General features: G+C 64.3%; 24 protein-coding genes. 17 read left to right on the top strand and 7 right to left on the bottom strand.

Annotated elements, in window-relative coordinates; all coding sequences use genetic code 11:
- The first annotated feature begins 171 nt into the window (after window positions 1–171).
- Genes B7G53_RS14350 through B7G53_RS14340 form a run of 3 tightly spaced genes read left to right on the top strand, consistent with a single transcriptional unit; the run spans window position 172 to window position 2683 of the window.
- On the top strand, window positions 172–636 hold the full coding sequence (locus B7G53_RS14350) for a Spy/CpxP family protein refolding chaperone (protein WP_096668817.1): 465 nt from the start codon (window positions 172–174) through the stop codon (window positions 634–636).
- Window positions 637–683: 47 nt separating this feature from the next.
- On the top strand, window positions 684–1373 hold the full coding sequence (locus tag B7G53_RS14345; RefSeq protein ID WP_096668815.1) for a response regulator transcription factor: 690 nt from the start codon (window positions 684–686) through the stop codon (window positions 1371–1373).
- Window positions 1370–2683, top strand: a complete 1314-nt coding sequence (locus B7G53_RS14340; protein WP_096668813.1) for a sensor histidine kinase — start codon at window positions 1370–1372, stop codon at window positions 2681–2683. The genes B7G53_RS14345 and B7G53_RS14340 overlap by 4 nt, the downstream gene beginning before the upstream one ends.
- A gap of 32 nt (window positions 2684–2715) precedes the next feature.
- Here B7G53_RS14340 and B7G53_RS14335 read toward each other — a convergent pair whose 3' ends face one another.
- Complete coding sequence (locus tag B7G53_RS14335; RefSeq protein WP_096668835.1) at window positions 2716–3555, bottom strand: DMT family transporter; 840 nt, start codon at window positions 3553–3555, stop codon at window positions 2716–2718.
- Window positions 3556–3775: 220 nt separating this feature from the next.
- Here B7G53_RS14335 and B7G53_RS14330 point away from each other — a divergent pair, with 220 nt between their 5' ends.
- From B7G53_RS14330 to B7G53_RS14300, 7 genes are all read left to right on the top strand, one after another.
- The gene (locus tag B7G53_RS14330; RefSeq protein WP_096668811.1) at window positions 3776–4747 is read left to right on the top strand and encodes a Bug family tripartite tricarboxylate transporter substrate binding protein; all 972 of its coding nucleotides are present in this window, start codon (window positions 3776–3778) and stop codon (window positions 4745–4747) included.
- A 22-nt stretch (window positions 4748–4769) separates the two neighbouring features.
- The gene (locus tag B7G53_RS14325) at window positions 4770–5885 is read left to right on the top strand and encodes a DSD1 family PLP-dependent enzyme (protein WP_096668809.1); all 1116 of its coding nucleotides are present in this window, start codon (window positions 4770–4772) and stop codon (window positions 5883–5885) included.
- A gap of 113 nt (window positions 5886–5998) precedes the next feature.
- On the top strand, window positions 5999–7465 hold the full coding sequence (locus B7G53_RS14320) for an N-acyl-D-amino-acid deacylase family protein (protein ID WP_096668806.1): 1467 nt from the start codon (window positions 5999–6001) through the stop codon (window positions 7463–7465).
- Window position 7466: 1 nt separating this feature from the next.
- On the top strand, window positions 7467–8606 hold the full coding sequence (locus B7G53_RS14315) for a DSD1 family PLP-dependent enzyme (RefSeq protein ID WP_096668804.1): 1140 nt from the start codon (window positions 7467–7469) through the stop codon (window positions 8604–8606).
- Between the two features lie 19 nt (window positions 8607–8625).
- Window positions 8626–9597: an ornithine cyclodeaminase family protein gene (locus tag B7G53_RS14310; protein WP_096668802.1), complete on the top strand. Its 972-nt coding sequence runs from the start codon at window positions 8626–8628 to the stop codon at window positions 9595–9597.
- An 82-nt stretch (window positions 9598–9679) separates the two neighbouring features.
- Window positions 9680–10651, top strand: coding sequence for a Bug family tripartite tricarboxylate transporter substrate binding protein (locus tag B7G53_RS14305; RefSeq protein ID WP_096668800.1), 972 nt, complete (start codon window positions 9680–9682; stop codon window positions 10649–10651).
- Between the two features lie 173 nt (window positions 10652–10824).
- A complete protein-coding gene (locus B7G53_RS14300) occupies window positions 10825–11733 on the top strand; it encodes a LysR family transcriptional regulator (RefSeq protein WP_096668798.1) in 909 nt (302 codons plus the stop codon).
- A 118-nt stretch (window positions 11734–11851) separates the two neighbouring features.
- Here B7G53_RS14300 and lipA read toward each other — a convergent pair whose 3' ends face one another.
- The 6 genes from lipA to B7G53_RS14270 all read right to left on the bottom strand — a co-directional run bounded on the left by lipA (window position 11852) and on the right by B7G53_RS14270 (window position 16136).
- Window positions 11852–12859, bottom strand: a complete 1008-nt coding sequence (gene lipA / locus B7G53_RS14295; protein WP_096668796.1) for a lipoyl synthase — start codon at window positions 12857–12859, stop codon at window positions 11852–11854.
- Between the two features lie 25 nt (window positions 12860–12884).
- Window positions 12885–13592: a lipoyl(octanoyl) transferase LipB gene (gene lipB, locus B7G53_RS14290; protein ID WP_096668794.1), complete on the bottom strand. Its 708-nt coding sequence runs from the start codon at window positions 13590–13592 to the stop codon at window positions 12885–12887.
- A gap of 24 nt (window positions 13593–13616) precedes the next feature.
- Complete coding sequence (locus B7G53_RS14285) at window positions 13617–13919, bottom strand: YbeD family protein (RefSeq protein WP_096668792.1); 303 nt, start codon at window positions 13917–13919, stop codon at window positions 13617–13619.
- Entirely contained in the window at window positions 13916–14833 is a 918-nt protein-coding gene (locus B7G53_RS14280; protein WP_096668833.1) for a D-amino acid aminotransferase, read from the bottom strand. Before B7G53_RS14280 ends, B7G53_RS14285 begins: the two co-directional genes overlap by 4 nt.
- A 219-nt stretch (window positions 14834–15052) precedes the next feature.
- The gene (locus B7G53_RS14275) at window positions 15053–15625 is read right to left on the bottom strand and encodes a DUF2062 domain-containing protein (protein WP_096668790.1); all 573 of its coding nucleotides are present in this window, start codon (window positions 15623–15625) and stop codon (window positions 15053–15055) included.
- A 64-nt stretch (window positions 15626–15689) separates the two neighbouring features.
- Complete coding sequence (locus tag B7G53_RS14270) at window positions 15690–16136, bottom strand: CopD family protein (protein WP_096668788.1); 447 nt, start codon at window positions 16134–16136, stop codon at window positions 15690–15692.
- A 227-nt stretch (window positions 16137–16363) separates the two neighbouring features.
- Between B7G53_RS14270 and B7G53_RS14265 the strand changes: the two genes are divergently transcribed.
- The 7 genes from B7G53_RS14265 (at window position 16364) to atpG (ending at window position 21639) form a co-directional block, all read left to right on the top strand.
- Window positions 16364–16873 carry an ATP synthase subunit I gene (locus tag B7G53_RS14265; RefSeq protein ID WP_441338985.1) on the top strand — a complete coding sequence of 170 codons (510 nt, stop codon included), beginning with the start codon at window positions 16364–16366 and terminating at the stop codon, window positions 16871–16873.
- 16 nt (window positions 16874–16889) lie between these two features.
- Window positions 16890–17747: a F0F1 ATP synthase subunit A gene (atpB, locus tag B7G53_RS14260; protein ID WP_096668786.1), complete on the top strand. Its 858-nt coding sequence runs from the start codon at window positions 16890–16892 to the stop codon at window positions 17745–17747.
- Window positions 17748–17810: 63 nt separating this feature from the next.
- Complete coding sequence (gene atpE / locus B7G53_RS14255) at window positions 17811–18059, top strand: F0F1 ATP synthase subunit C (RefSeq protein ID WP_096668784.1); 249 nt, start codon at window positions 17811–17813, stop codon at window positions 18057–18059.
- Between the two features lie 30 nt (window positions 18060–18089).
- Entirely contained in the window at window positions 18090–18560 is a 471-nt protein-coding gene (locus B7G53_RS14250; protein WP_096668782.1) for a F0F1 ATP synthase subunit B, read from the top strand.
- A 13-nt stretch (window positions 18561–18573) separates the two neighbouring features.
- Window positions 18574–19104, top strand: a complete 531-nt coding sequence (locus B7G53_RS14245; RefSeq protein WP_096668780.1) for a F0F1 ATP synthase subunit delta — start codon at window positions 18574–18576, stop codon at window positions 19102–19104.
- A 61-nt stretch (window positions 19105–19165) separates the two neighbouring features.
- Window positions 19166–20719 carry a F0F1 ATP synthase subunit alpha gene (gene atpA / locus B7G53_RS14240; protein ID WP_096668778.1) on the top strand — a complete coding sequence of 518 codons (1554 nt, stop codon included), beginning with the start codon at window positions 19166–19168 and terminating at the stop codon, window positions 20717–20719.
- 53 nt (window positions 20720–20772) lie between these two features.
- Entirely contained in the window at window positions 20773–21639 is an 867-nt protein-coding gene (gene atpG, locus B7G53_RS14235; protein ID WP_096668776.1) for a F0F1 ATP synthase subunit gamma, read from the top strand.
- Window positions 21640–21665 lie beyond the last annotated feature (26 nt).

Genomic DNA, 21665 nt, shown 5'->3' with positions numbered 1-21665 from the left:
GGAGTGGGGAGTTCGTCCTACTGTCCGTTGCAAACCCAAGGCGCAGCGTGATGCCGGATTGGCTTTCCGGCAACGAAACAAAGCGAAACACACCGCAACCGGCGTGAAACCACCCGGAGCGCCCGCACGCGCACCATGCAGGCTTCCTCCACTTCTTTGCAAGGACCTCCCATGAAACGCTTCATCAAGAAAACACTTTTAGGCCTCTTCGGCGGCGCGCTCATCGTCGGCAGCCTGGGCGCGTGTTCGCATCGCGCTCCCGGTGGCTGGCAGTCCGGCACCGAGGCTTCGCCGGAATCACGCGCCCGCATGGTCGAGAAAATCGGCTCCCGGCTGGACCTGGACGCGGCGCAGAAGCAGAAGCTGGCGGTGCTGGCCGACCGGCTGCAGACCCAGCGGGCGGCGCTGCGTGGTGCCAGCGATCCGCGCGCCGACATGCGCGCCCTGTTTGCCGGCAGCAAGCTCGACCAGGCGGGTGCCAAAAAGCTGATTGACGAAAAAACCGCCGCCCTGCAGGCTGGCAGCCCGGCGGTGATTGCCGCTGCCGCCGACTTCTTCGACAACCTGCGCCCCGAGCAGCAGCAGCAGGTGCGTGAGTTCATGGAGCGCGGCCGCCGCTGGGGCCGCCATGGTTGAGCCGTCGGGCGTAGTGGTGTCCCTGGCGAAGTTCTTATGATGGCGACATGCCCCGCATCCTGCTGATCGACGACGACGAACACCTGGCCGCACCGCTGGCGACTTACCTGGCGCGTTTCGGCCTGCTGCTCGACAGCGCCCTGCGACCCGGCCAGGGCTTGGCCATGCTGCGTGCCACGGCTTACGACGCGGCCATCCTCGACGTCATGCTGCCCGAGATGGACGGTTTTACCCTGTGCCGCGAGATCCGCAGGGAAAGCGACATTCCGGTGGTGATGCTGACCGCGCGCGGTGACGTGATGGATCGCGTCGTTGGCCTGGAGCTCGGTGCCGACGACTACCTGCCCAAACCGTTCGAGCCGCGCGAGCTGGTGGCGCGCCTGCAGACCATCCTGCGGCGCCAGCGCGTGGCGCCCGGTCCGGCGCACCAGCCGCGCCGGGTGTTCCAGGACCTGGTGATCGACCTGGAGGCGCGCGAGGTGTTGCGCCAGGGGCAGCCGGTGGACCTGACCGGCACCGAGTTCGAGCTGCTCGCGCTGCTGGCCGCCGAGCCCGGCAAGGTGTTCAGCCGCGATGACATCCTGAACCGGCTGCGCGGCCACGAGGCCGATCTCTACACCCGCGCCGTTGACATCGTGGTGAGCCGGCTGCGCAAGAAGCTGGAGCCGCTCGACTGCATCAAGACCTTGCGCAATGCGGGCTACACGCTGGCCGTGGGCAAGGCCGCGGCGCCATGACACATCCACAGGCTGCGCCGGCGGCCTGCCGGCGCTGGCGGCATTCGCTGCGGCTGCGGCTGGTGACGGTTTTCCTGCTGCTGGCGCTGGCCATGGCAGCCGTGTTCATGGGCGGCATGCAGCGGATTTTTTCCACCGGCTGGCGCGATGCCGCCAGGCCGCTGGTGGCGGACTACATGGACCGGCTGGTGCTGGAGATCGGCACGCCGCCCGACGTGGCCAAGGCCCGGGCGCTGGCCGAACGCCTGCCGATTGCCATCCGCATCGAAGGGCCGCAGGTGAACTGGCAGTCGCACCCGGACCGGCCGGAGCACCGCGAGCGCGCCGGTTTTGGCGGCCGCGCAGGGGACTGGCTCAGCCGTACCACGGCCGACGGCCACCGCGTGAGCTTTGGCCTGGGCACCGTGCCCTGGCAGCGCGGGCCGCACAGCCCGGTCGGCTGGATCACGCTGGCGCTGCTGCTGGCCCTGATTGCTGCGGCCTATGGGTATGTGCGGCGCCTGCTGCGGCCGCTGGACGACATAGGCGCGGGGGCCGAGCGCTTCGGCCACGGCGACTTCGACACGCCGATCCCGCTGCGCCGGCGCGACGAACTGGGTGACCTGGCGCAACGCATCAACACCATGGCGCAGGACATCAAGGGCATGCTCGACGCCAAGCGCGGCCTGCTGCTGGCGCTCAGCCACGAGCTGCGCTCGCCGCTGACACGTGCGCGCCTGAACGTCGAGCTGCTGCCCACCAGCGCCGACGGCAGCGGCGCGGGCGAGGCCGAACGCGCCGCCCTGCTGCGCGACCTGAACGAGATGCGCGACCTGATCAGCGACCTGCTCGAAAGCGAACGCCTGGCCAGCCCGCATGCGACGCTGCAGCGGGAACCGGTGGACCTGGCCGCGCTGGTGCGCGAGGTGGTGGCCGACATGCCCGACGCTGCCGCGGTGACGCTGGACCTGGCCGTGGACCTGCCCGCGCTGGCGCTGGACCGCACGCGCATGCGCCTGCTGCTGCGCAACCTGCTCGACAACGCCCTGCGTTACAGCGCCGAGGCCGGCCAGCCGCCGCGCATCACGCTGACCCGGCAGGACGGCGGCGTGTTGCTGGCGGTGCGCGATTTCGGCCCGGGGGTGAATGCCGAGCAGTTGGCCCGCCTGACCGAACCTTTCTACCGCACCGACAGCGCACGCCAGCGCGCCACCGGCGGCGTGGGGCTGGGCATGTATCTGTGCCAGCTGGTGGCGCAGGCGCATGGCAGCCGGCTGCAGGTGGACAACGCGGCGCCTGGTCTGCGTGTCCGGTTGCTATTAAAAAAATAGCTGATAGTGCCCGTGAATCATGGGCTCAAGTCCTATTTTGTCCTTGTCCCCAGCACCGCGGCGCCAATGATCAGGACCGCCGCCAAGCCAATGCTCCAGCTCAGCGCGCGGCCGCTGACCAGCATCAGCAGCGCGGTGGAGCCCAGCGGCGTGACGTAACTCAGGATGCCAATTTGCCGCGCATCGCCGAGCTTGAGCGCCCGGTCCCAGAGAAAAAACGACGCGCCCAGCGGGCCCAGCCCCATCACCGCGATCAGGGCCCAGTCCCGTCCCGACACGGCCGCCGACGGCTCCAGCGCCCAGTGGCACAGCAGCGACAGCAGGCCCGAGACCAGGCCGAACAGGCCGATGGCCGCGGTCGGGAACGCCGGCACGCGTTGGGTCAGCAGTGAATAACTGGCCCAGATGAAGGCCGAGCCCAGCGCCGGCAGGTAACCCCAGGCCCAGCCGCCGCCAGCGCTGCCGGTGCGGGCACCCAGAATGGCGACCGCGGCGCCGGCAAAACCGAGCAGCGCGGCCAGCACATGGGCGGCGCGCAGCTTCACGCCGCGCAGGAACAGCGGCGCCAGCACCACCATGAACAGCGGCCACAGGTAATTGACGAGGTTGGCTTCCACCGGCGGCGCGTGACGCAGGGCGATGAAGAGCAGGAAGTGGTAGCCGAACAGGCCGTACACGCCCAGCGCCAGCGTGGCCGGCGGGATGGCCCAGGCCCGCCTGTCCTTCCAGACAAAGGGCAGGGCCAGCAGGCTGCCCGCCAGCAGCGCCAGGCCGGTCAGCAGGAAGGGCGGGAGGTGCCGGAGCGACACGCCCAGCGAGGCGAGCAGGACCCACAGTGCGATGGCCCCCAGTGCGTATAAATTGGCTTGCATGGCTGCAAGCATAGGGGGCCTTGGGCTGCGCCTTGCAGCGATGAACCGCGCACGGCGTTTGACCGCTGTGGCGGCCAGTTCCGCGGGACCGGGGATTCGTAAGAAAAACTAAACTATAGATTTATTTTCAGTAAGTTTTTTCTTTTGAATCCAAACTTAAAATAATTTTGTGGCCTGTTCTTGACGGGCTCTTGACTCAATATTTTTGGAGGCTCGTGCCATGCGTCAACGCTTTCTGCAGCTCACTCTTGTTTTTGCCGCGCTGGCGGCTGTGGCCATGCCGGGCCTCGCGGCCTACCCCGACAAGCCGATCCGCCTGATCGTGCCGTCGGCCGCAGGCGGCGCACCCGATGTTCTGATGCGCAGCTTGGCCTTACAGCTGTCGCAGCAAATGGGCGTGCCGATCGTGATCGACAACAAGCCGGGTGGCTCGTATCTGATCGGCACCATGGACCTGATCCGCTCACCCGCGGACGGCTACACGCTGGCCTACGGCAACGTGGTCTCGTTGGCCACCAACCGCTCGCTGCTGGCCAATGTGCCGTACGACGTGGACAAGGACCTGACGCTGATCTCGAACACGCTGCGCCTGTCCAACATCATGATCGTGAACAACAGCGTGCCAGTGAAAAATGTGCCCGAGCTGATCGCCTACGCGAAGAAGAATCCGGGCAAGCTGGCTTTTGCGTCGGACGGCAATGGCACCACCGCCCATCTGGGCGTGGAGCTGTTCAAGTCCATGACCGGCACCCACATGCTGCATGTGCCCTACCGGGCAGCCACGGCCGCCATCACCGACCTGATCGGTGGTGGCGTCCAGCTCATGATGATCAACACGCCGGTGTCCGGTCCGCATGCCCAGGCCGGCCGGGTACGGGCCCTGGGGATTTCGTCCAGCCAGCGCTCGCCCGCCTACCCGGACATTCCCACCATTGCTGAATCCGGCGTGCCGGGCTTCGAGGTGGTGGCGTGGGGCGGCATTGTCGGGCCGGCCAACTTGCCCAAGGACATCGTGACCCGACTCAATGCAGAAATTCGTACCGCATTGGCGAGTCCGGCGGTGCGCGAGCGCTTCAAGGCGCTGGGTGCGGATACAGACCCCAGCACACCCGAGGAGTTCCGCGAGCTCTCGCGTCGTGAAACGATCAAATGGGCCCAGGTCGTCAAGTTCTCCGGCGCCAAGGTCGACTGACCTTTTACTGGAGTTCCCCCTCATGAGTCCCTGGCAAGCAGCCCAGCCCGGCGATCTGATCAGCGCGATCGATACGCCTTCTCTTGTTCTGGATCTGGATGCGTTCGAGCGCAATCTGGCGCGCATGGTGGCGGCGCTGCGCGGGCGTGATGTGCGCCTGCGCCCGCATGCCAAAAGCCACAAGTGCCCGCAGATTGCCTTGCGTCAGGTGGCGCTGGGCGCAGTTGGCATCTGTTGCCAGAAGGTCAGCGAAGCAGCGGTGTTTGTGGAGGCCGGCATCCAGGATGTGCTGGTCACCAATGAGGTGATGGGCGACGTCAAGCTGCGCCATCTGGCGGCCCTGGCGCGCACCGCGCGCATGGGCGTGCTGGTCGATCATCCGCAGCAGGTGCAGGCGCTGGCTGCGGCGGCGCAAGCCCATGCGGTGACACTGGATGTCTATATCGAGGTCAATGTCGGTGCGAATCGCTGCGGTGTTGCCCCCGGAGAAGAGGCGGTGCGGCTGGCGAAGCAGGTTGCGGCCAGTGCGTCGCTGCGTTTTGCGGGCCTGCAGTGCTACCACGGTCCCGCCCAGCATCTGCGCGCGCCGCAAGACCGGGCCGCGGCCATCGGCAGCGCTGTTGAGGCCGCACGCATGACCCGCCAGGCGATTGAGGCTTGTGGCATCGCTGTCGAGCGTGTCACGGGTGCGGGCACGGGCAGCTTCGTGCTTGAGCGCGATTCGGGCGTCTTCAATGAAATCCAGGCCGGCTCCTATGTCTTCATGGACCGCGACTACGGCGACAACCAGCGCGGTGAAGGTGACGTCGCGTTCGAGCATGCCCTGTTTGTGCGCACCAGTGTCATGAGCCGGACCTCCGCCACGCATGCCGTGGTTGACGCCGGCCTGAAGGCATCGAGCGTCGACTCGGGCATGCCCGCCGTGTGGCAGCGACCTGATTTGCGCTATGTGAAGGCCGCCGATGAGCATGGTGTGCTGAGTACCGCCGACGCGGCCGCGCTCTCCCTGGGCGACCCGCTGATGCTGGTACCCGGTCATTGCGATCCGACCGTCAACCTGTATGACGAACTGGTCTGCGTGCGCGGTGGACGGGTCGAGGCGCTCTGGCCGATTGCCGCGCGCGGCGCGCTGCTGTGAATCCGGGCGTGGCCAGCGGAGGCCATACCGGGTTTGGATTCAACATTCGGTGCCGCAGGCATGGCGCGACCCGCTGCGGCAAGTAAAAAGACGTTTTAACTTCAAGGCCTCCCATGCAGGAAAATTTTGACCTTCTGATTCGCAACGCAAGCATCGTCGATGGCACGGGTGCGCCCCGGTTCACCGGCGATATCGGCATTCGCGGCGACCGCATCGCGCGCATCGGCGACCTCTCAACGCTGAACGGCGAGGTGGAAATCGATCTGGCAGGCCGCATTGCGGCACCGGGTTTCATCGATGCACACACCCATGACGACCGCATCATGCTGTCCGGCGGGGACATGGCGCCCAAGGTCAGCCAGGGCGTGACCACGGTGATAGGCGGCAATTGCGGTGTGTCGCTGGCGCCAATGCCGCGCCCCATTCCCAACCCCGTCACGCCGCCGCTGAACCTGCTCGACGGCGAGGGGGAGTGGTTCCGTTTCCCCACTTTCGCCGCCTACCTCGATGCACTGCGGGCCCAGCCGGCCGCCACCAACTGCGCCATGCTGGTGGGCCACACCACCTTGCGTGTGGCCACGATGGATGACCTGGCGCAGCCGGCCAGTGCGACCGAGATCGATGCCATGCGCGAGCTGGTCGACGAGGCCATGCGTGCCGGCGCCATCGGCGTCTCCACCGGCCTGTTCTACGAGCCGGCGATTGCCGCGCCGACCGAGGAGGTGATCGAGATCTGCCGCCCGCTCAAGGAATTCAACGGCCTGTATTGCACCCACATGCGCAACGAGGCCGAGCGCGTGATCGACTCGCTGGAAGAAAGCTTTCGCATCGGCCGCGAGGTCGGGGTGCCGGTGGTGATCTCGCACCACAAGGTGGTGGGGCAGGCGAACTACGGCCGCTCCGAGGAAACGCTGGACTTCATCGAAAAAAACATGGCCAAGCAGCCGATCTGCCTGGACTGCTATCCCTATACGGCCGGTTCCACCATCCTGTCGGCGGACCGGGCGGCGGGTTCGACGCGCGTCATTGTCAGCTGGTCCAAAGCGCTGCCTGAGTATGCCGGTCAGGACCTGGCTGACATCGCGACAAAGATGGGCGTCTCCCAGGAAGAGGCCGTGCAACGCCTGCTTCCCGCCGGCGCGATCTACTTCAGGATGGACGAAGCCGATGTGCAGCGCATCCTGAAGTTCGACCAGACCATGATCGGCTCCGACGGTCTGCCGCATGACGCGGCACCGCATCCGCGCCTGTGGGGCAGTTTTCCGCGTGTGCTGGGCCACTATGGCCGCCTGCTCGGCCTGTTCCCGCTGGAGACCGCCGTGTACAAGATGACCGGCCTGACGGCGAAGAATTTTGGCCTGAAGGACCGGGGGGTCCTGAAGGAAGGCGCCTACGCCGACCTGACCCTGTTCGACGCCGACACGGTGGACGAGGTCGCCACCTATGACAAACCGATCGCACCGGCACGCGGCATCGACACGGTGATCGTCAATGGCGCCGTGGTCTGGCGCGAGGGCCGCTCGACCGGCGCACGCCCGGGGCGGGTGCTGGCGCGCGAAACACAAGAAGCAGGAAACTGAGATGGCGAAACAAGTTCTGGAACAGCTGGGAACCCCGGCGCTGCTGCTTGACGAGGCCCGGATGGACCGCAACATCGAGCGCATGCGCAGCCATTTGCGCAGCCTGGGCGTTGCCTTCCGGCCGCACGTCAAGACCAACAAGTCTATCGACGTGGCGCGTCGGACCATGGAAACACCACAAGGCCCGATCACGGTTTCCACCTTGCTGGAGGCTGAGTATTTCGCTGCGCACGGGGTCAAGGACATCCTCTACGCCGTCTGCATTGCGCCGAACAAGCTGGACCATGTGATGGCCCTGCAGGACAAGGGCGTCCAGCTGTCGCTCCTCCTGGACAGCATGGAGGCGGCCCGGTTTCTGGCCGAACGCGCCAAGGTGGCCCAGCGGCACTTCGACGTCCTCATCGAGATCGATTCGGACGGTCACCGTTCGGGCGTGAAGCCCGACGCGCCCGAGCTCATCGAGATCGGTCAGTTCCTCGAAGGCGCGGGCCTCCCGGTGAAGGGGGTGCTGACCCATGCCGGCAGTTCCTATGACGCCTTTACCGTGGACGCGATACGCGCCATGGCCGAGCAGGAGCGCGCCGCCGTCGTTCACGCGGCCGAGCGCCTGCGGGCGGCGGGCATGGCGTGTCCGGTCGTGAGCGTGGGCTCGACACCGACCGCGTTGTTCGCCGAGCATCTGGAGGGCGTGACGGAGGTGCGCGCCGGTGTGTTCGTCTTCTTTGATCTGGTGATGGCCGGCCTGAACGTCTGCCAAACCGATGACATTGCCCTGTCGGTCCTGGCCACGGTGATCGGGCACCAGCGCGAAAAAGGCTGGACCATTCTGGATGCCGGATGGATGGCCATGTCGCGCGACCGCGGCACCGAGAAGCAGCCGTTGGACCAGGGGTATGGCGTCGTCTGTGACCTCGATGGCTGTCCGCTGGACGACTTCATTCTGGTGGGCGCCAACCAGGAGCACGGCATCATGGCGCACCGGTCCGGCAAGGTGGACGGTGCGCTGCACCTGCCCGTCGGTACCCAGGTCCGGATTCTGCCTAACCATGCGTGTTCCACCGCAGCCCAGTACGGTCATTACAGCGTGCTGGGGACCGGTCACGAGATCATCGCGTCCTGGCCGCGTTTCAGCGGCTGGTAAAGCCTGAAAGGAAGGCGTTATGTTGGTCATTTCCGAACAGGATGCCCGCGCCCTGGTGAGCGTCGAAGACGTCATCGCTGCGATCGAAAAAACCTTCGCTTCCATGGCGCGTGGCGTGGCCCGCAACTACCCGGTCGTGCGCGAGGTGGTGGGTTATCAGGACGCGGTGTATGGCGTCAAGACCGGCTGTGACACCAGTGCGCCCATCCTTGGCCTCAAGGCGGGCGGTTACTGGCCCCACAACCTGGCCTTGGGCCTGAGTAATCACCAGTCCTCGACCTTGCTGTTCGATCCGGAAACGGGCCGCGCTTCGGCCCTGGTCAGTGCCAACTACCTGACCGGCGTGCGCACCGGAGCCGCCAGCGCCATTGCCAGCAAGTACCTGTCGCGCCCCGACAGCAGCGTGCTCGGCATCATCGGCACCGGCGTCCAGTCGGCCTACCAGTTGCGGGCGACGCTGGCCGTGCGACCCATCCGCAAAGTCTATGCATGGGACCCGTCAGCGGAAAATCTCGCGACTTTTGGCCGCACGGTGACGGAACTGGGCCTGGCGTACGCCCCCCAAACCGACTGCCAGGCCGTGGCTGCGAACGCCGACATCCTGATCACCGTGACACCCTCGCAGCGGGCCCTGGTTGAAAAATCCTGGGTGCGTGCCGGCACCCATATCAGCGCCATGGGCGCTGATACCAGGGGCAAGCAGGAGCTGGATCCGGCCCTGGTGGCCAGTGCTGCCCTGTTCGTGGATGAGGCCGCCCAGGCCATCACCATCGGCGAATGCCAGCATGCCTATAACGCCGGGCTGATCACGGAGCAGAGCCTGCGCGGCAGCATCGGCGCGGTCATCGCAGGGTTCTGCGATGGGCGCCGTAACGCACAGGAAATCACACTCTTCGATGGCACGGGTGTGGCCTTGCAGGACCTGGTGGTGGCGGACCTCGCCGTGCGCCTGGCTGCAACGCGGGGCCTTGGCACCCGCGTCGAGTACTAGGCACGAATCATCGAGCCGGTGAAGTTGAATTGCTGATGCGACGTCAAGATTCTCTTTTCTTTTTTACACAGGAGTGCGCGCCATGAAAAAACGATCCCTCTGGGCCGGTTTGGTCCTTGCCGCGACGGCGGTGCTGCCGCTGTCTGGTTTCGCGGCCTACCCGGACAAGCCCATTCGCCTGGTCGTGCCGTCGGCCCCTGGCGGCGCGCCCGACATCCTGATGCGCACGCTGGCCGCGCAACTGACGCAGCAGATGGGCGTGCCTTTCGTGATCGACAACAAGCCCGGCGCCTCCTACGTGATAGGCACCATGGAGGTGGTGCGTGCTGCGCCCGACGGCTACACGCTGGGCTACGGCAACATCGTGTCGCTGGCCACCAACCGCGCCTTGATGTCCAAAGTGCCCTATGAGGTGGACAAGGACCTGACGCTGATCTCGGGTGCGCTGCGCGTGGCCAACCTGCTGGTGGTGAACAACAACCTGCCGGTCAAAACCGTGCCCGAACTGATTGCCTATGCCAGGAAGAACCCGGGCAAGCTGGTGCAGGGCACGGCGGGCAACGGCACCTCCGGTCACCTCGGCGGCGAACTCCTGCGCTCGATGACGCAGACATCCATGCTGCATGTGCCCTACAAGGGGGTGACGGCAGCCATCACCGACCTGATCGGCGGCGAAGTCCATGTCATGCTCGAGAACACGCCGGTGCTTGGCCCGCACGTGCAGGCGGGGCGCATGCGCGCCCTGGGCATCTCCGGCGCCCAGCGCTCCTCCAACTACCCGGACATTCCCACCATTGCCGAAGCGGGTGTGCCGGGCTTCGAGGTGACGGGCTGGGGCGGCATCATCGGGCCGGCCAACCTGCCCAAGGACATCGTGACCCGACTCAACGCCGAAATCCGCGCCGCGTTGGCCCACCCGGCGGTGCGCGAGCGTTTCAAGGCGCTGGATGCAGAAATAGTCCCCAGCACGCCGGAGGAGTTTCGCGAACTCGCGCGGCGCGAGGCGGTCAAGTGGGCTGAAGTCGTCAGGATTTCCGGCGCCAAGCTCGACTGAAGCTGGAGTGTGAAACGGCTTGGCCGTGCGCCTGGCTCCGGAACCGCAGGCCGTAGCGTTCACGCGTGGGGCTGCTTTTGCTTCGGTGGGCGCACCAAAGAGCCGGCGCAGGGGAGGGCGATTAAGTAGAATGATTTCAAAGTACTAACGCCTGCCGTTAATAAAGCTAATCAATGTCGAACGACATCACCGGACTGCGTTTTTTCGTGGCGGTCACAGAAGGCGGTTCCCTGGCCGAGGCCGCGCGGCGCATGGACGTGACGGCGTCGGCCGTGTCGCAGCGCCTGCGGCAACTCGAGACCCGCCTGGGCCTGCAACTGGTTCACCGCAGCACCCGGCGCTTCAGCCTCACCGACGAGGGTGAGCTGTTCTACGCGGGGGCCGTCGGCCTGCTCGCGGAACTCGACGCGTTAATCGACACCGTGCGCGCGCGCTCGGGCGAGGTCGCCGGGACGCTGCGTGTCTGCGCGCCCCTGGGTTTCGGCCGGCACCACCTGGCGGCCGCGATTGCCGATTTCCATACCCTGCATCCCAGGCTGATGGTCTCCCTGACACTGAGCGACGTGGTGTCGGTGGCCGACGCGAACCGGTTCGACATGATTGTGCACATCGGTAGCCTGACAGACTCGAGCATGGTCGCCTACCCCATCGCGCCCAATGCCCGTTTCGTCTGCGCCGCGCCCGCTTACCTGGCCCGCCACCCGGCGCCGCACAAACCGCAGGAGCTGGTCACCCACGATTGCATCGTGCTGAGGGAAAACGACGAAGACGTGACCTTGTGGCGCTTCAGGAAGGGCCGCAACGAGGTATCGGTCCGGGTGCCGGCGATCCTGAGCAGCAACGATGGCGACGTCGTGCGGCAGTGGGCGCTGGGCAGCAAGGGGCTGATCATGCGTTCGGAGTGGGATGTGGCGGAAAGCCTGGCCGCAGGCCGGCTGGTCCGTGTGCTGGAAGACTGGCACCTGCCTGATGCCGACATCGTGGCCCTGGTCGACAGGCGCCACGGCATGTCGGCGCGCGTGAAACTGTTTCTGGCCTTCCTGCAGGCGCGCTTCAAGCCAGTGCCGCCGTGGCGCCGGTGAACGGGGTCGCGCCGTCTGCGCACCAAGGCGCTGAGCTGGCCATGCCCACGGTGGCGCGGGTTCAGGGCTTCCCGGGTAGGGTGGGGTCAGTTCCGTTCCTGGGGGACTGATTCTTTGACTACGGATTGTTGACCGCCACCCCGGCGGCATGGGCCTGCTGGTCGGCGTGGTAGCTCGAGCGCACCATGGCGCCGACTGCGGCGTGGGTGAAGCCCATCTTGTAGGCTTCCTGCTCGAACATCTTGAAGGTGTCGGGGTGCACATAACGGCGCACCGGCAGGTGGCTGGTGGAGGGCGCGAGGTACTGACCAATCGTCAGCATGTCGATGTGGTGCGCGCGCATGTCGCGCATGACCTGCAAAATTTCTTCGTCGGTCTCGCCCAGGCCGACCATGATGCCGCTTTTGGTCGGCACGGCCGGATGCAGGGCCTTGAATTTTTTCAGCAGGTTCAGTGAGAACTGGTAGTCCGAGCCGGGACGCGCTTCCTTGTACAGGCGCGGCGCGGTTTCCAGGTTGTGGTTCATCACGTCGGGCGGCGCGGCTTTGAGGATCTCCAGTGCGCGGTCGTCGCGGCCGCGGAAATCGGGCACCAGGATCTCGATGGTGGTCTGCGGTGACAGCGCGCGGATGCGCGTGATGCAGTCCACAAAATGCTGGCTGCCGCCGTCGCGCAGGTCGTCGCGGTCCACGCTGGTGATCACCACGTACTTGAGCTTGAGCGCGGCAATCGTCCTGGCCAGGTTCTCCGGCTCGTTGACATCGAGCGGGTCGGGCCGGCCGTGGCCGACATCGCAGAAGGGGCAGCGGCGCGTGCACTTGTCGCCCATGATCATGAAGGTTGCCGTGCCCTTGCCGAAACATTCGCCGATGTTGGGGCAGGACGCTTCCTCGCACACCGTGTTGAGCTTGTTCTCGCGCAGGATCTGCTTGATCTCGTAAAAACGCGTGCTCGGGCTGCCGGCCTTGACGCGGATCCACTCGGGCTTTTTGAGCAGCTCGCCCTGCACCACCTTGACCGGAATGCGCGACAGCTTGGCCGCCGCCTTCTGCTTGGCCAGCGGGTTGTAGTCTTGCTGGCTCTGGATATCGCGAACAACAGGATTGACAGCTTCTGGGGTGCTCATGGTGTGCTTCTTTGGAGGTATGTGGTCAGGGCGTCAGGTAGGTGACGAGCTTGTGGCCCAGCACGTCCGCGGCCTCCTGCCAGCTGGCCGATACCCCGATTGTAGAAAGGTCTGTGGTTTGCAGCCCGGCATACCCACAGGGGTTGATGCGCGAGAAGGGTTCGAGGTCCATCGCCACATTGAGCGCGACGCCGTGGTAGGTGCAGTGGCGGCTGACCTTGATGCCCAGCGCGGCGATCTTGCCCAGGCCGCGGAAAGGGTCGGCCGGGCTCTGCGGGCCGCTCAGCGCCGCGTGTGATGCCGGGTCCGCGAGACGGACATAAATGCCGGGCGAGCCTGGCACGCGGTGCCCGGTCACGCCGAAATGCCCCAGCGTCCGGATGACGGACTCTTCAATGCGGTAGACATATTCCTTGACGAAATAGCCGGCGCGTTTCAGGTCGATCAGCGGGTAGGCCACCACCTGGCCGGGGCCGTGGTATGTGACCTGGCCGCCGCGGTCGGTTTGCACCACCGGAATGTTGCCGGCGGCCAGCACATGGTCAGGCTTGCCGGCCAGCCCCTGCGTGTACACCGGGGAGTGCTCACAAATCCATAGCTGGTCGCGCACGTCCTGATTGGGCTGGAGGCCGATTTGGCTTGAAGTGTCATGGCGGCTGGCGGTGAAGGCCTGCATGGCCGCATAGGTGGGCAGGTAGTCGACCCGGCCGAGCGGGCGCACATCAAAGGACATGGCAGGCCTCTGCAAGGTGGTGCCTTACAGCACCACCTTGACCATGGGGTGGGTCGACAGCGTGCGGTACAACTCGTCGAGCTGTTCCCTGGAGGTGGCCGTGACGGTGATGGTCACGCCCAGGTATTTGCCGCCCTTGCTTTCGCGCAGCTCGATGGTGGTCGCGTCAAACGCCGGGTCGAACTGGTGGGCGACCATGGTGATGGCATGTACCAGCCCGTCGACCTTTTCGCCCATGACCTTGATGGGAAACAGCGAGGGGTACTCGATCAGTGATTCCTGGCGCGGTGTTTCGGGGGGAGAAGGCGGTTTGGGTGGGGTGTTCATGCTTGCTCCGTCTGCGCCTGTTTGGCGCGCTGGTAGGCCGCGTGCAGCTTCGCGTAAACCGGACCGGGCTGGCCGCTGCCCACGGGCTTGCCGTCGAGCGAGGTGACGGGCAGCACCTCCTTGGTGGCCGACGACAGCAGCAGCTCGTCGGCGGCGAAAACTTCCTCGCGTTTGACCCGGCGCAGTTCAAACGGGATGCCGGCTTCGCGGCAGATCTCCTCGATCAGGCCGTAACGAATGCCTTCGAGTACCAGGTTGTCCTTGGGCGGGCCCAGCACCTTGCCGCCCTGCACGACCCAGACGTTGCTGGCGGCCGCTTCGCTGAGGAAGCCGTCGCGGAACATCACGGTTTCCAGCGCGCCCACGTCGGCGCTGATCTGGCGCGCAAACACCGCGCCCAGCAGGCTGGTGCTCTTGATGTGGGCCTTGCTCCAGCGGAAGTCGTCGGCGGTGACGCAGGCCACGCCGTGTGTGCGCTGTTCCGGCGTCGGGGGCTTCATCGTGTTCGTCATGACAAACACGGTGGGTGTCAGGTCGGGTGGCATCACATGGTCGCGCAGCGCCACGCCCCGGGTGATCTGGATGTAGACCAGCTGGTCGGTCTTTTCCGGCGAGGTGTGCATCTGCAGCGCGTAGTCGGCGACCAGCTTGCGCGTGACCTCGCGCCACTGGGCGTGGCTCAATGGATTGGTGATGCGTAGCTCCGCCAGGCTGCGGTCCAGGCGTGCCATGTGCTGGGCAAAGCGGAAGGGCTGACCGGCATACACCGGCACCACTTCATAGACGCCGTCACCGAAGATGAAACCGCGGTCCATCACGCTGACCTTGGCGTCCCGCAGCGCAGTGAATTCGCCGTTGAGGTAGCACGGTGTGGCGGGCAGGGGCGTGATCGAGGCGGGGCTGGAAGTGCTCATCATGGCATTCAAAAAAAGAGTGGAAAGACGATTGTCGCGCAGGCCGTGTTGTGCCCTGGTACTGCAGCACGGAAGCAGCGAAACAAAAATGAAAGTGATGACTTCGTGCCCAGGGCAAGGCGCAAGCCGCAGCGAAGGCTGTGCGCCTTCGCAAGGATTGCAACGCCGCCATGGGAGCGAAGACGCGCTTTCATGTTTCGATATTTTCGGGTTGCCGTACTAACGCCCATGGCGCTGGATGCGCCGCTTGAACCAGACGCGAAAGCGCCAGGCGAGGTTGACCAGCACATAGCCGCCGACCGAGCCGGCGACGGAAAAAATGGCCATGCCGAGCACCGCCGGCCAGCCAAAGCGCGCCAGCAAGCCCATGACATCGAAGCCGGCACTGGCTGAGGCTGCTTCCAGCGCCGCGCTGCCGGCTTCCACCTCGTGGGGTGAGATCCCCAGGATCAGGCTGCCCAGCTTGTACGCCAGCCAGAGCCAGAAGCCGATGGTGAATGGATTCGTGATCAGTGTCACGCCGGCGGCCACCGGGATGTTGCCGCGCCACCAGATGCAGTGGACGGAGGCCACCAGGATCTGGGCGACCGGCAGCGCAAATGCCCAGAACATGCCGATGGCCACGCCGCGGGCAACGGCCTCGTGCTGCACATGCCAAAGCCCGGGTTCGCTCAGGTGATGCGCCACCGGCTTGAGCCACGGATGGGCGGTCAGCGTCTCGCGGCTGAACCCTTTGGTGAAGCGGGCCGTCCACGAGGGTGTTGGCGGGTCGCCCTTTTTGCGTGTGCTCATGGCCGGGCCCTGGCGCCAAGACAGCGTGTGTTGTCCATCGTCATCGCGCTGGCTGCCCGCATCCTTATGCCCAGAAAATCACGGCCGCAATGGCCAGGGCGCCGAGCACCAGGTTGCTCATGGCCAGGTTGGCGATCTGGCCCACACGGCGCCCGCCTTCGGGCCAGTCGGCGGCAGCCACGGCCAGCTTCAGGCGCCGGTAGGGACCAAAATAAAGATGACCGAACAGCGCGAACATCAGCAGGCCGACGCCGAACATCAGGTGCCAGCCCAGCGGCGCGTTTTTCATGCCGACAGCCAGCAGCCTGGCCAGTCCGGTAAGCAGCAGCAGCGCAACGGCAGGCCAGACCAGCACAAAAAACTTCTGCAGGACCAGGGCGATCAGCGGCAGGCGCTGCGGTGGCGCCAGTTGCGCGGCGGCGGCAGGCCGCAGTGCAAAGAGCATGAAGCTGATGCCGCCCAGCCACACGATGGCGGCGGCGATATGGAGGAATTTCATCAGGGCGGGCATGCGAAGGGCTTTCAAAAAAGGCGTGCTGCAAGAGCAGAGATGTCACGCCTGTGGCGGGACCTGCAGCGGCCGAAAAACGGATTGTCGCCTGCAAAACGCGCCCCTGCGGACCGCGCGGCCATGCCTCCCGCCACAGTTTGGTGCAGGGACTTTCCGGAACGGGCGGGTTTCTACGTATAATCAAGGGCTTTGCTAATAACCGGCCTGTAACCTGCTCGTAATTTGTGATGATCAAAATGACAGATTCGGTGGTTCTTCCGTTGGCAAAGGCTCCGACTCAGGTAACTGAGGCGGGTGAAGAAAATTTCAAGCCGCTGACGCGCGAAGAAGCGCAGAAGCTGCGCGAAGCCAGTCCTTCGCTGTCGCCCTGGTGGGTGGTGGGCGGGCAGCTGGTGGCCGGAGTCCTGGTGGCCTGTGTTGCCTGGGCGCTGACCGGAAGACAAAACGTGGCCTGGTCGGCGTTCTACGGCGCGCTGGCGGTGGTGATCCCCGCGGCGCTTTTTGTGCGCGGGTTGACCAGCAAGGTGGCTTCCATGAATGCGGGCGCTGCGGTGCTCGGGTTCTTTTTATGGGAAATGGTCAAGATAGGCCTGACGGTCGCGATGTTGTTCGCGGCGCCGCGCCTGATTGAAGATTTGAGCTGGCCTGCCATGTTGGCGGGCCTGATAGTGACGATGAAAGTGTATTGGGGTGTGCTCTGGTTCAAGCCGAAGCGCCCCGGTATCCACCCAACTTAACGAGACGAGTAGCTAGATGGCTTCTGCAAACGGACCTACCGCCGGCGAATACATTGGTCACCACCTGACCCATTGGCAAAACAAGCCAATGAGCGGTGTCATTGACTTCTCGGTGTACAACCTCGACTCCATCATCTGGGCCTTGCTGCTCGGCGTCGTTGGCAGCTTTTTCCTCTGGAAGGCTGCACGCGCAGCGACCGCCGGTGTGCCGGGCCGCTTCCAGGCTGCCGTGGAGATCCTGGTTGAGATGGTCGACAGCCAGGCCAAGGGCATCATCCACAACGCGCAAAGCCGCAAGGTGATCGCGCCCATGGCGCTGACCGTGTTTGTCTGGATTTTCCTGATGAACGCGATGGACCTGCTGCCTGTCGATTTCCTGCCCAAGATCTGGGAGCTGGTCTTTGCCGCGACCGGCCATGATCCGCACCATGCCTACCTGCGCGTCGTGCCGACCGCTGACCTTTCCGTCACCCTGGGCCTGTCGGTCTCCGTGCTGCTGATCTGCATTGTCTACAACATCAAGATCAAGGGTTTTGGCGGCTGGCTCCATGAAATGGTCAGTGCGCCGTTTGGCGGGCATCCCCTCCTGTGGCCTTTCAATTTCGTGTTCCAGATCATCGAGTTCATTGCCAAGACCGTGTCGCACGGCATGCGACTGTTCGGCAACATGTATGCCGGTGAACTGGTCTTCATGCTGATCGCCCTGATGGGAGGTGCTGCCGCCATGTCGCTGCCGGGCATCCTGCTGCCGATCGGCCATGTTCTGGCCGGCACCGTGTGGGCCATCTTCCACATCCTGATCATCACCTTGCAGGCCTTCATCTTCATGATGTTGACCCTGGTGTATGTGGGCCAGGCCCACGATCATCACTAAGTTTGTCAGTCTGGTTTTTCTTTCTTTTGTTTGTTAGTTAACTTAAATCCATAGGAGCTTTAAATGGAAAACGTTCTCGGTCTCGTCGCATTGGCCGCTGGCCTGATCATTGGCCTGGGCGCTGTCGGCGCATGTATCGGCATCGGCATCATGGGCAGCAAGTACCTCGAAGCTGCTGCTCGCCAGCCTGAGCTGATGAATGAACTGCAAACCAAGATGTTCCTGCTCGCAGGTCTGATCGACGCCGCTTTCCTGATCGGTGTCGGTATCGCGATGATGTTCGCGTTTGCCAATCCCTTTGTGCTGAAGTAATCGTCACAACCCCGACAGAAAGGCGTTGCCGTGAGTATTAATGCAACCCTGTTCGTCCAGGCGATTGTTTTCGCGATCCTGGTGTGGTTCACAATGAAATTTGTGTGGCCGCCCATTACGAAAGCGCTGGACGAGCGTGCCCAAAAAATCGCTGAAGGCCTCGCTGCCGCCGACAAGGCCAAGTCCGAACTTTCCGTTGCCAACAAGCGCGTGGAAGAAGAGCTTGCCAAGTCGCGCAATGAGTCGGCCGTGCGCCTGGCTGAAGCGGAGCGCCGCGCCCAGTCCATGATCGAAGAGGCCAAGGCCAAGGCTGCGGAAGAAGGCAACAAGATCATTGCCGCTGCCAAGGTCGAGGCCGAGCAGCAAACCGTCAAGGCCCGTGAGACCCTGCGTGAGCAGGTCGCCGCACTGGCTGTCAAGGGTGCCGAGCAGATTCTGCGCAAGGAAGTCAATGCCGGTGTGCATGCTGACTTGCTGGGCCGCCTGAAGACCGAACTTTGAGAGGGGTGTCACCATGGCCGAACTAGCCACCATTGCCCGTCCCTACGCTGAAGCCCTGTTCAAGGCCTCCGGGTCTGACCTGGGCGGCACCTCGACCTGGCTCGATGAGCTGGCTGCCGTAGCGGCCAATGTCCAGTTGCAGCAGTTTGCCGGCAACCCCAGCGTGACGGCGTCGCAGACGTTCGACGTGATTGCCGGTGTCGTCAAGTCGACGCTGCCGGAAGCTGCGAAAAACTTCCTGCGCGCCGTGATTGACAACGGACGCATCAGCGTGCTGCCGGAAATCGCCAGCCAGTTCCGCGCCTTGAAAAATGCGAAGACCGGTTCGTCCGATGCCACCGTGTACAGCGCCTTTGCGCTCGAGGGTGCGGCACTCGCCGATCTGGCAGCGACGCTGGAGAAGCGTTTTGGCCGCAAGCTCAACCTCACGGTTGAGCTGGAGCCGGACCTGATCGGCGGCGTGCGTGTCGTGGTGGGTGACGAGGTGCTGGACACCTCGGTGAAAGCCCGTTTAGAGCAAATGAAAGTGGCGCTGATTTCCTGAGCTGGCGCCAAGGCGCAGCACCCGGGTTTTTAGCCAACAACATAGAAAGAAGGAAAGAGTCATGCAACTCAATCCCGCAGAAATTTCTGAACTGATCAAGAGCCGTATCGAAGGCCTGACTGTCAGTGCCGACATCCGTAACCAGGGTACCGTTGTGTCGGTGTCCGACGGCATCGTCCGCGTCCACGGCCTGTCCGATGTGATGCAGGGCGAGATGCTGGAATTTCCGCCGACGGCGGACGGCACGCCCACTTACGGCCTGGCGCTGAACCTCGAGCGCGACTCGGTCGGCTCGGTGATCCTGGGTGAATACGAACACATCGCCGAAGGCGACACCGTCAAGTGCACGGGTCGTATTCTGGAAGTGCCAGTCGGTCCCGAGCTGCTTGGCCGCGTGGTCAACGCCCTCGGCCAGCCCATCGACGGCAAGGGTCCGATCAACGCCAAGATGACCGACGTGATCGAAAAGGTCGCCCCGGGCGTGATCGCCCGTAAATCGGTGGACCAGCCCCTGCAGACCGGCCTGAAGTCCATCGACTCCATGGTGCCCGTCGGCCGCGGCCAGCGCGAACTGATCATTGGTGACCGCCAGACCGGTAAAACGGCTGTGGCGATTGACGCCATCATCAACCAGAAGGGCCAGGGCGTCTCCTGCGTTTACGTCGCGATTGGCCAGAAAGCATCGTCGATCAAGAACGTGGTGCGTTCGCTGGAGCAAGCCGGCGCGATGGACTACACCATCGTCGTGGCGGCATCCGCTTCCGAATCGGCGGCCATGCAGTATGTCAGCGCCTACTCCGGCTGCACCATGGGCGAGTACTTCCGCGACCGCGGCCAGGACGCGCTGATTGTGTATGACGACCTGTCCAAGCAGGCCGTGGCTTACCGCCAGGTCTCGCTGCTGCTGCGCCGTCCGCCAGGCCGCGAAGCCTATCCCGGCGACGTGTTCTATCTCCACAGCCGTCTGCTCGAGCGCGCTGCCCGCGTGAACGAAAAGTACGTCGAAGACTTCACCAAGGGTGAAGTCAAGGGCAAGACCGGTTCGCTGACGGCCCTGCCGATCATCGAAACGCAGGCCGGCGACGTGTCCGCCTTCGTGCCGACCAACGTGATCTCGATCACCGACGGCCAGATCTTCCTGGAAACCAGCCTGTTCAACGCCGGTATCCGCCCCGCCATCAACGCCGGTATCTCGGTGTCGCGCGTCGGTGGTGCGGCCCAGACCAAGCTGATCAAGAACCTGTCCGGCGGTATCCGTACCGACCTGGCCCAGTACCGCGAGCTGGCTGCGTTTGCGCAGTTCGCTTCTGACCTGGACGAGGCCACCCGCAAGCAGCTCGACCGCGGTGCCCGCGTGACGGAACTGCTCAAGCAGGCGCAGTATTCGCCTTTGTCCATCTCCAACATGGCCTCCACGCTGTTCGCAGTGAACAAGGGCTTCATGGACGATGTCGAGGTCAAGAAGGTCCTGGCTTTTGAAGCCGGCCTGCACAGCTACCTCAAGGACAAGCACGCTGCACTGATGGCCAAGCTCGAAGCGGCCAAGGCGATGGACAAGGACGCCGAGGCAGAGATGACCACGGCCGTGGCTGCGTTCAAGAAGTCGTTTGCCTGATCCGGACCTGAAGACATCAAAGCCCAGGGCTTAGAAACCATTTAGGAAGCAATATGGCAGCAGGCAAGGAAATACGCGGCAAGATCAAGTCGGTGGAGAACACCCGCAAGATCACCAAAGCCATGGAAATGGTGGCGGCCTCCAAAATGCGCAAGGCGCAGGAACGGATGCGCGCCGCCCGACCTTACAGCGACAAGATTCGCAACATCGCGGCCAACCTGGCCCAGGCCAATCCCGAGTACACCCACGCCTTCATGCAGGTCAACGATGCCAAGGCCGGCGGCTTCATCGTGGTCACGACCGACAAGGGCCTGTGCGGCGGCTTGAACACCAACCTGCTGCGCCAGGTCACGGTCAAGCTCAAGGAAATGCAGGCGGCGGGTCAGGGCATCCAGTCGGTGGCTATTGGCAACAAGGGCCTGGGCTTTCTGAACCGGATCGGCGCGCAGGTGGTGTCGCATGCGACGCAGCTGGGCGACAAACCCCATCTGGACAAGCTGATCGGCCCGGTCAAGGTGCTGCTGGACGCGTACAGCGAGGGCAAGATCAATGCGGTTTACCTTTGCTACACACGCTTCATCAACACCATGCGCCAGGAGCCCGTGGTCGAGCAGTTGCTGCCGCTGACGGCAGACCGGCTGCAGGCTGACAAGGATCAGCACGGCTGGGACTACATCTATGAGCCTGATGCACAGACGGTCATTGACGACCTGCTGGTCCGTTACGTCGAAGCGCTGGTTTACCAGGCGGTCGCCGAAAACATGGCGTCCGAGCAGTCGGCCCGCATGGTGGCCATGAAGGCCGCCACGGACAACGCCGGCAGCGTGATTGGCGAACTCAAATTGGTTTACAACAAAACGCGTCAAGCGGCGATCACGAAAGAACTTTCGGAAATCGTCGCCGGTGCCGCAGCGGTTTAAACCGCGATTCAAGATTTAAAGAACGG

Origin of the sequence: Polaromonas sp. AET17H-212 (genome assembly GCF_002379085.1) — a bacterium.
Classification (GTDB): domain Bacteria; phylum Pseudomonadota; class Gammaproteobacteria; order Burkholderiales; family Burkholderiaceae_C; genus Polaromonas.
Note: the sequence above shows the minus strand (reverse complement) of the source record. Positions and strands in the feature narration are given on the sequence as shown.

What these genes read in the sequence shown, in the direction of transcription:
- B7G53_RS14350 (WP_096668817.1), top strand. Translation starts at nt 172, where the DNA reads ATGAAACGCTTCATCAAGAAAACACTTTTAGGCCTCTTCGGCGGCGCG.
- B7G53_RS14345 (WP_096668815.1), top strand. Translation starts at nt 684, where the DNA reads ATGCCCCGCATCCTGCTGATCGACGACGACGAACACCTGGCCGCACCG.
- B7G53_RS14340 (WP_096668813.1), top strand. Translation starts at nt 1,370, where the DNA reads ATGACACATCCACAGGCTGCGCCGGCGGCCTGCCGGCGCTGGCGGCAT.
- B7G53_RS14335 (WP_096668835.1), bottom strand. Translation starts at nt 3,555, where the DNA reads ATGCAAGCCAATTTATACGCACTGGGGGCCATCGCACTGTGGGTCCTG.
- B7G53_RS14330 (WP_096668811.1), top strand. Translation starts at nt 3,776, where the DNA reads ATGCGTCAACGCTTTCTGCAGCTCACTCTTGTTTTTGCCGCGCTGGCG.
- B7G53_RS14325 (WP_096668809.1), top strand. Translation starts at nt 4,770, where the DNA reads ATGAGTCCCTGGCAAGCAGCCCAGCCCGGCGATCTGATCAGCGCGATC.
- B7G53_RS14320 (WP_096668806.1), top strand. Translation starts at nt 5,999, where the DNA reads ATGCAGGAAAATTTTGACCTTCTGATTCGCAACGCAAGCATCGTCGAT.
- B7G53_RS14315 (WP_096668804.1), top strand. Translation starts at nt 7,467, where the DNA reads ATGGCGAAACAAGTTCTGGAACAGCTGGGAACCCCGGCGCTGCTGCTT.
- B7G53_RS14310 (WP_096668802.1), top strand. Translation starts at nt 8,626, where the DNA reads ATGTTGGTCATTTCCGAACAGGATGCCCGCGCCCTGGTGAGCGTCGAA.
- B7G53_RS14305 (WP_096668800.1), top strand. Translation starts at nt 9,680, where the DNA reads ATGAAAAAACGATCCCTCTGGGCCGGTTTGGTCCTTGCCGCGACGGCG.
- B7G53_RS14300 (WP_096668798.1), top strand. Translation starts at nt 10,825, where the DNA reads ATGTCGAACGACATCACCGGACTGCGTTTTTTCGTGGCGGTCACAGAA.
- lipA (WP_096668796.1), bottom strand. Translation starts at nt 12,859, where the DNA reads ATGAGCACCCCAGAAGCTGTCAATCCTGTTGTTCGCGATATCCAGAGC.
- lipB (WP_096668794.1), bottom strand. Translation starts at nt 13,592, where the DNA reads ATGTCCTTTGATGTGCGCCCGCTCGGCCGGGTCGACTACCTGCCCACC.
- B7G53_RS14285 (WP_096668792.1), bottom strand. Translation starts at nt 13,919, where the DNA reads ATGAACACCCCACCCAAACCGCCTTCTCCCCCCGAAACACCGCGCCAG.
- B7G53_RS14280 (WP_096668833.1), bottom strand. Translation starts at nt 14,833, where the DNA reads ATGAGCACTTCCAGCCCCGCCTCGATCACGCCCCTGCCCGCCACACCG.
- B7G53_RS14275 (WP_096668790.1), bottom strand. Translation starts at nt 15,625, where the DNA reads ATGAGCACACGCAAAAAGGGCGACCCGCCAACACCCTCGTGGACGGCC.
- B7G53_RS14270 (WP_096668788.1), bottom strand. Translation starts at nt 16,136, where the DNA reads ATGCCCGCCCTGATGAAATTCCTCCATATCGCCGCCGCCATCGTGTGG.
- B7G53_RS14265 (WP_441338985.1), top strand. Translation starts at nt 16,364, where the DNA reads ATGATCAAAATGACAGATTCGGTGGTTCTTCCGTTGGCAAAGGCTCCG.
- atpB (WP_096668786.1), top strand. Translation starts at nt 16,890, where the DNA reads ATGGCTTCTGCAAACGGACCTACCGCCGGCGAATACATTGGTCACCAC.
- atpE (WP_096668784.1), top strand. Translation starts at nt 17,811, where the DNA reads ATGGAAAACGTTCTCGGTCTCGTCGCATTGGCCGCTGGCCTGATCATT.
- B7G53_RS14245 (WP_096668780.1), top strand. Translation starts at nt 18,574, where the DNA reads ATGGCCGAACTAGCCACCATTGCCCGTCCCTACGCTGAAGCCCTGTTC.
- atpA (WP_096668778.1), top strand. Translation starts at nt 19,166, where the DNA reads ATGCAACTCAATCCCGCAGAAATTTCTGAACTGATCAAGAGCCGTATC.
- atpG (WP_096668776.1), top strand. Translation starts at nt 20,773, where the DNA reads ATGGCAGCAGGCAAGGAAATACGCGGCAAGATCAAGTCGGTGGAGAAC.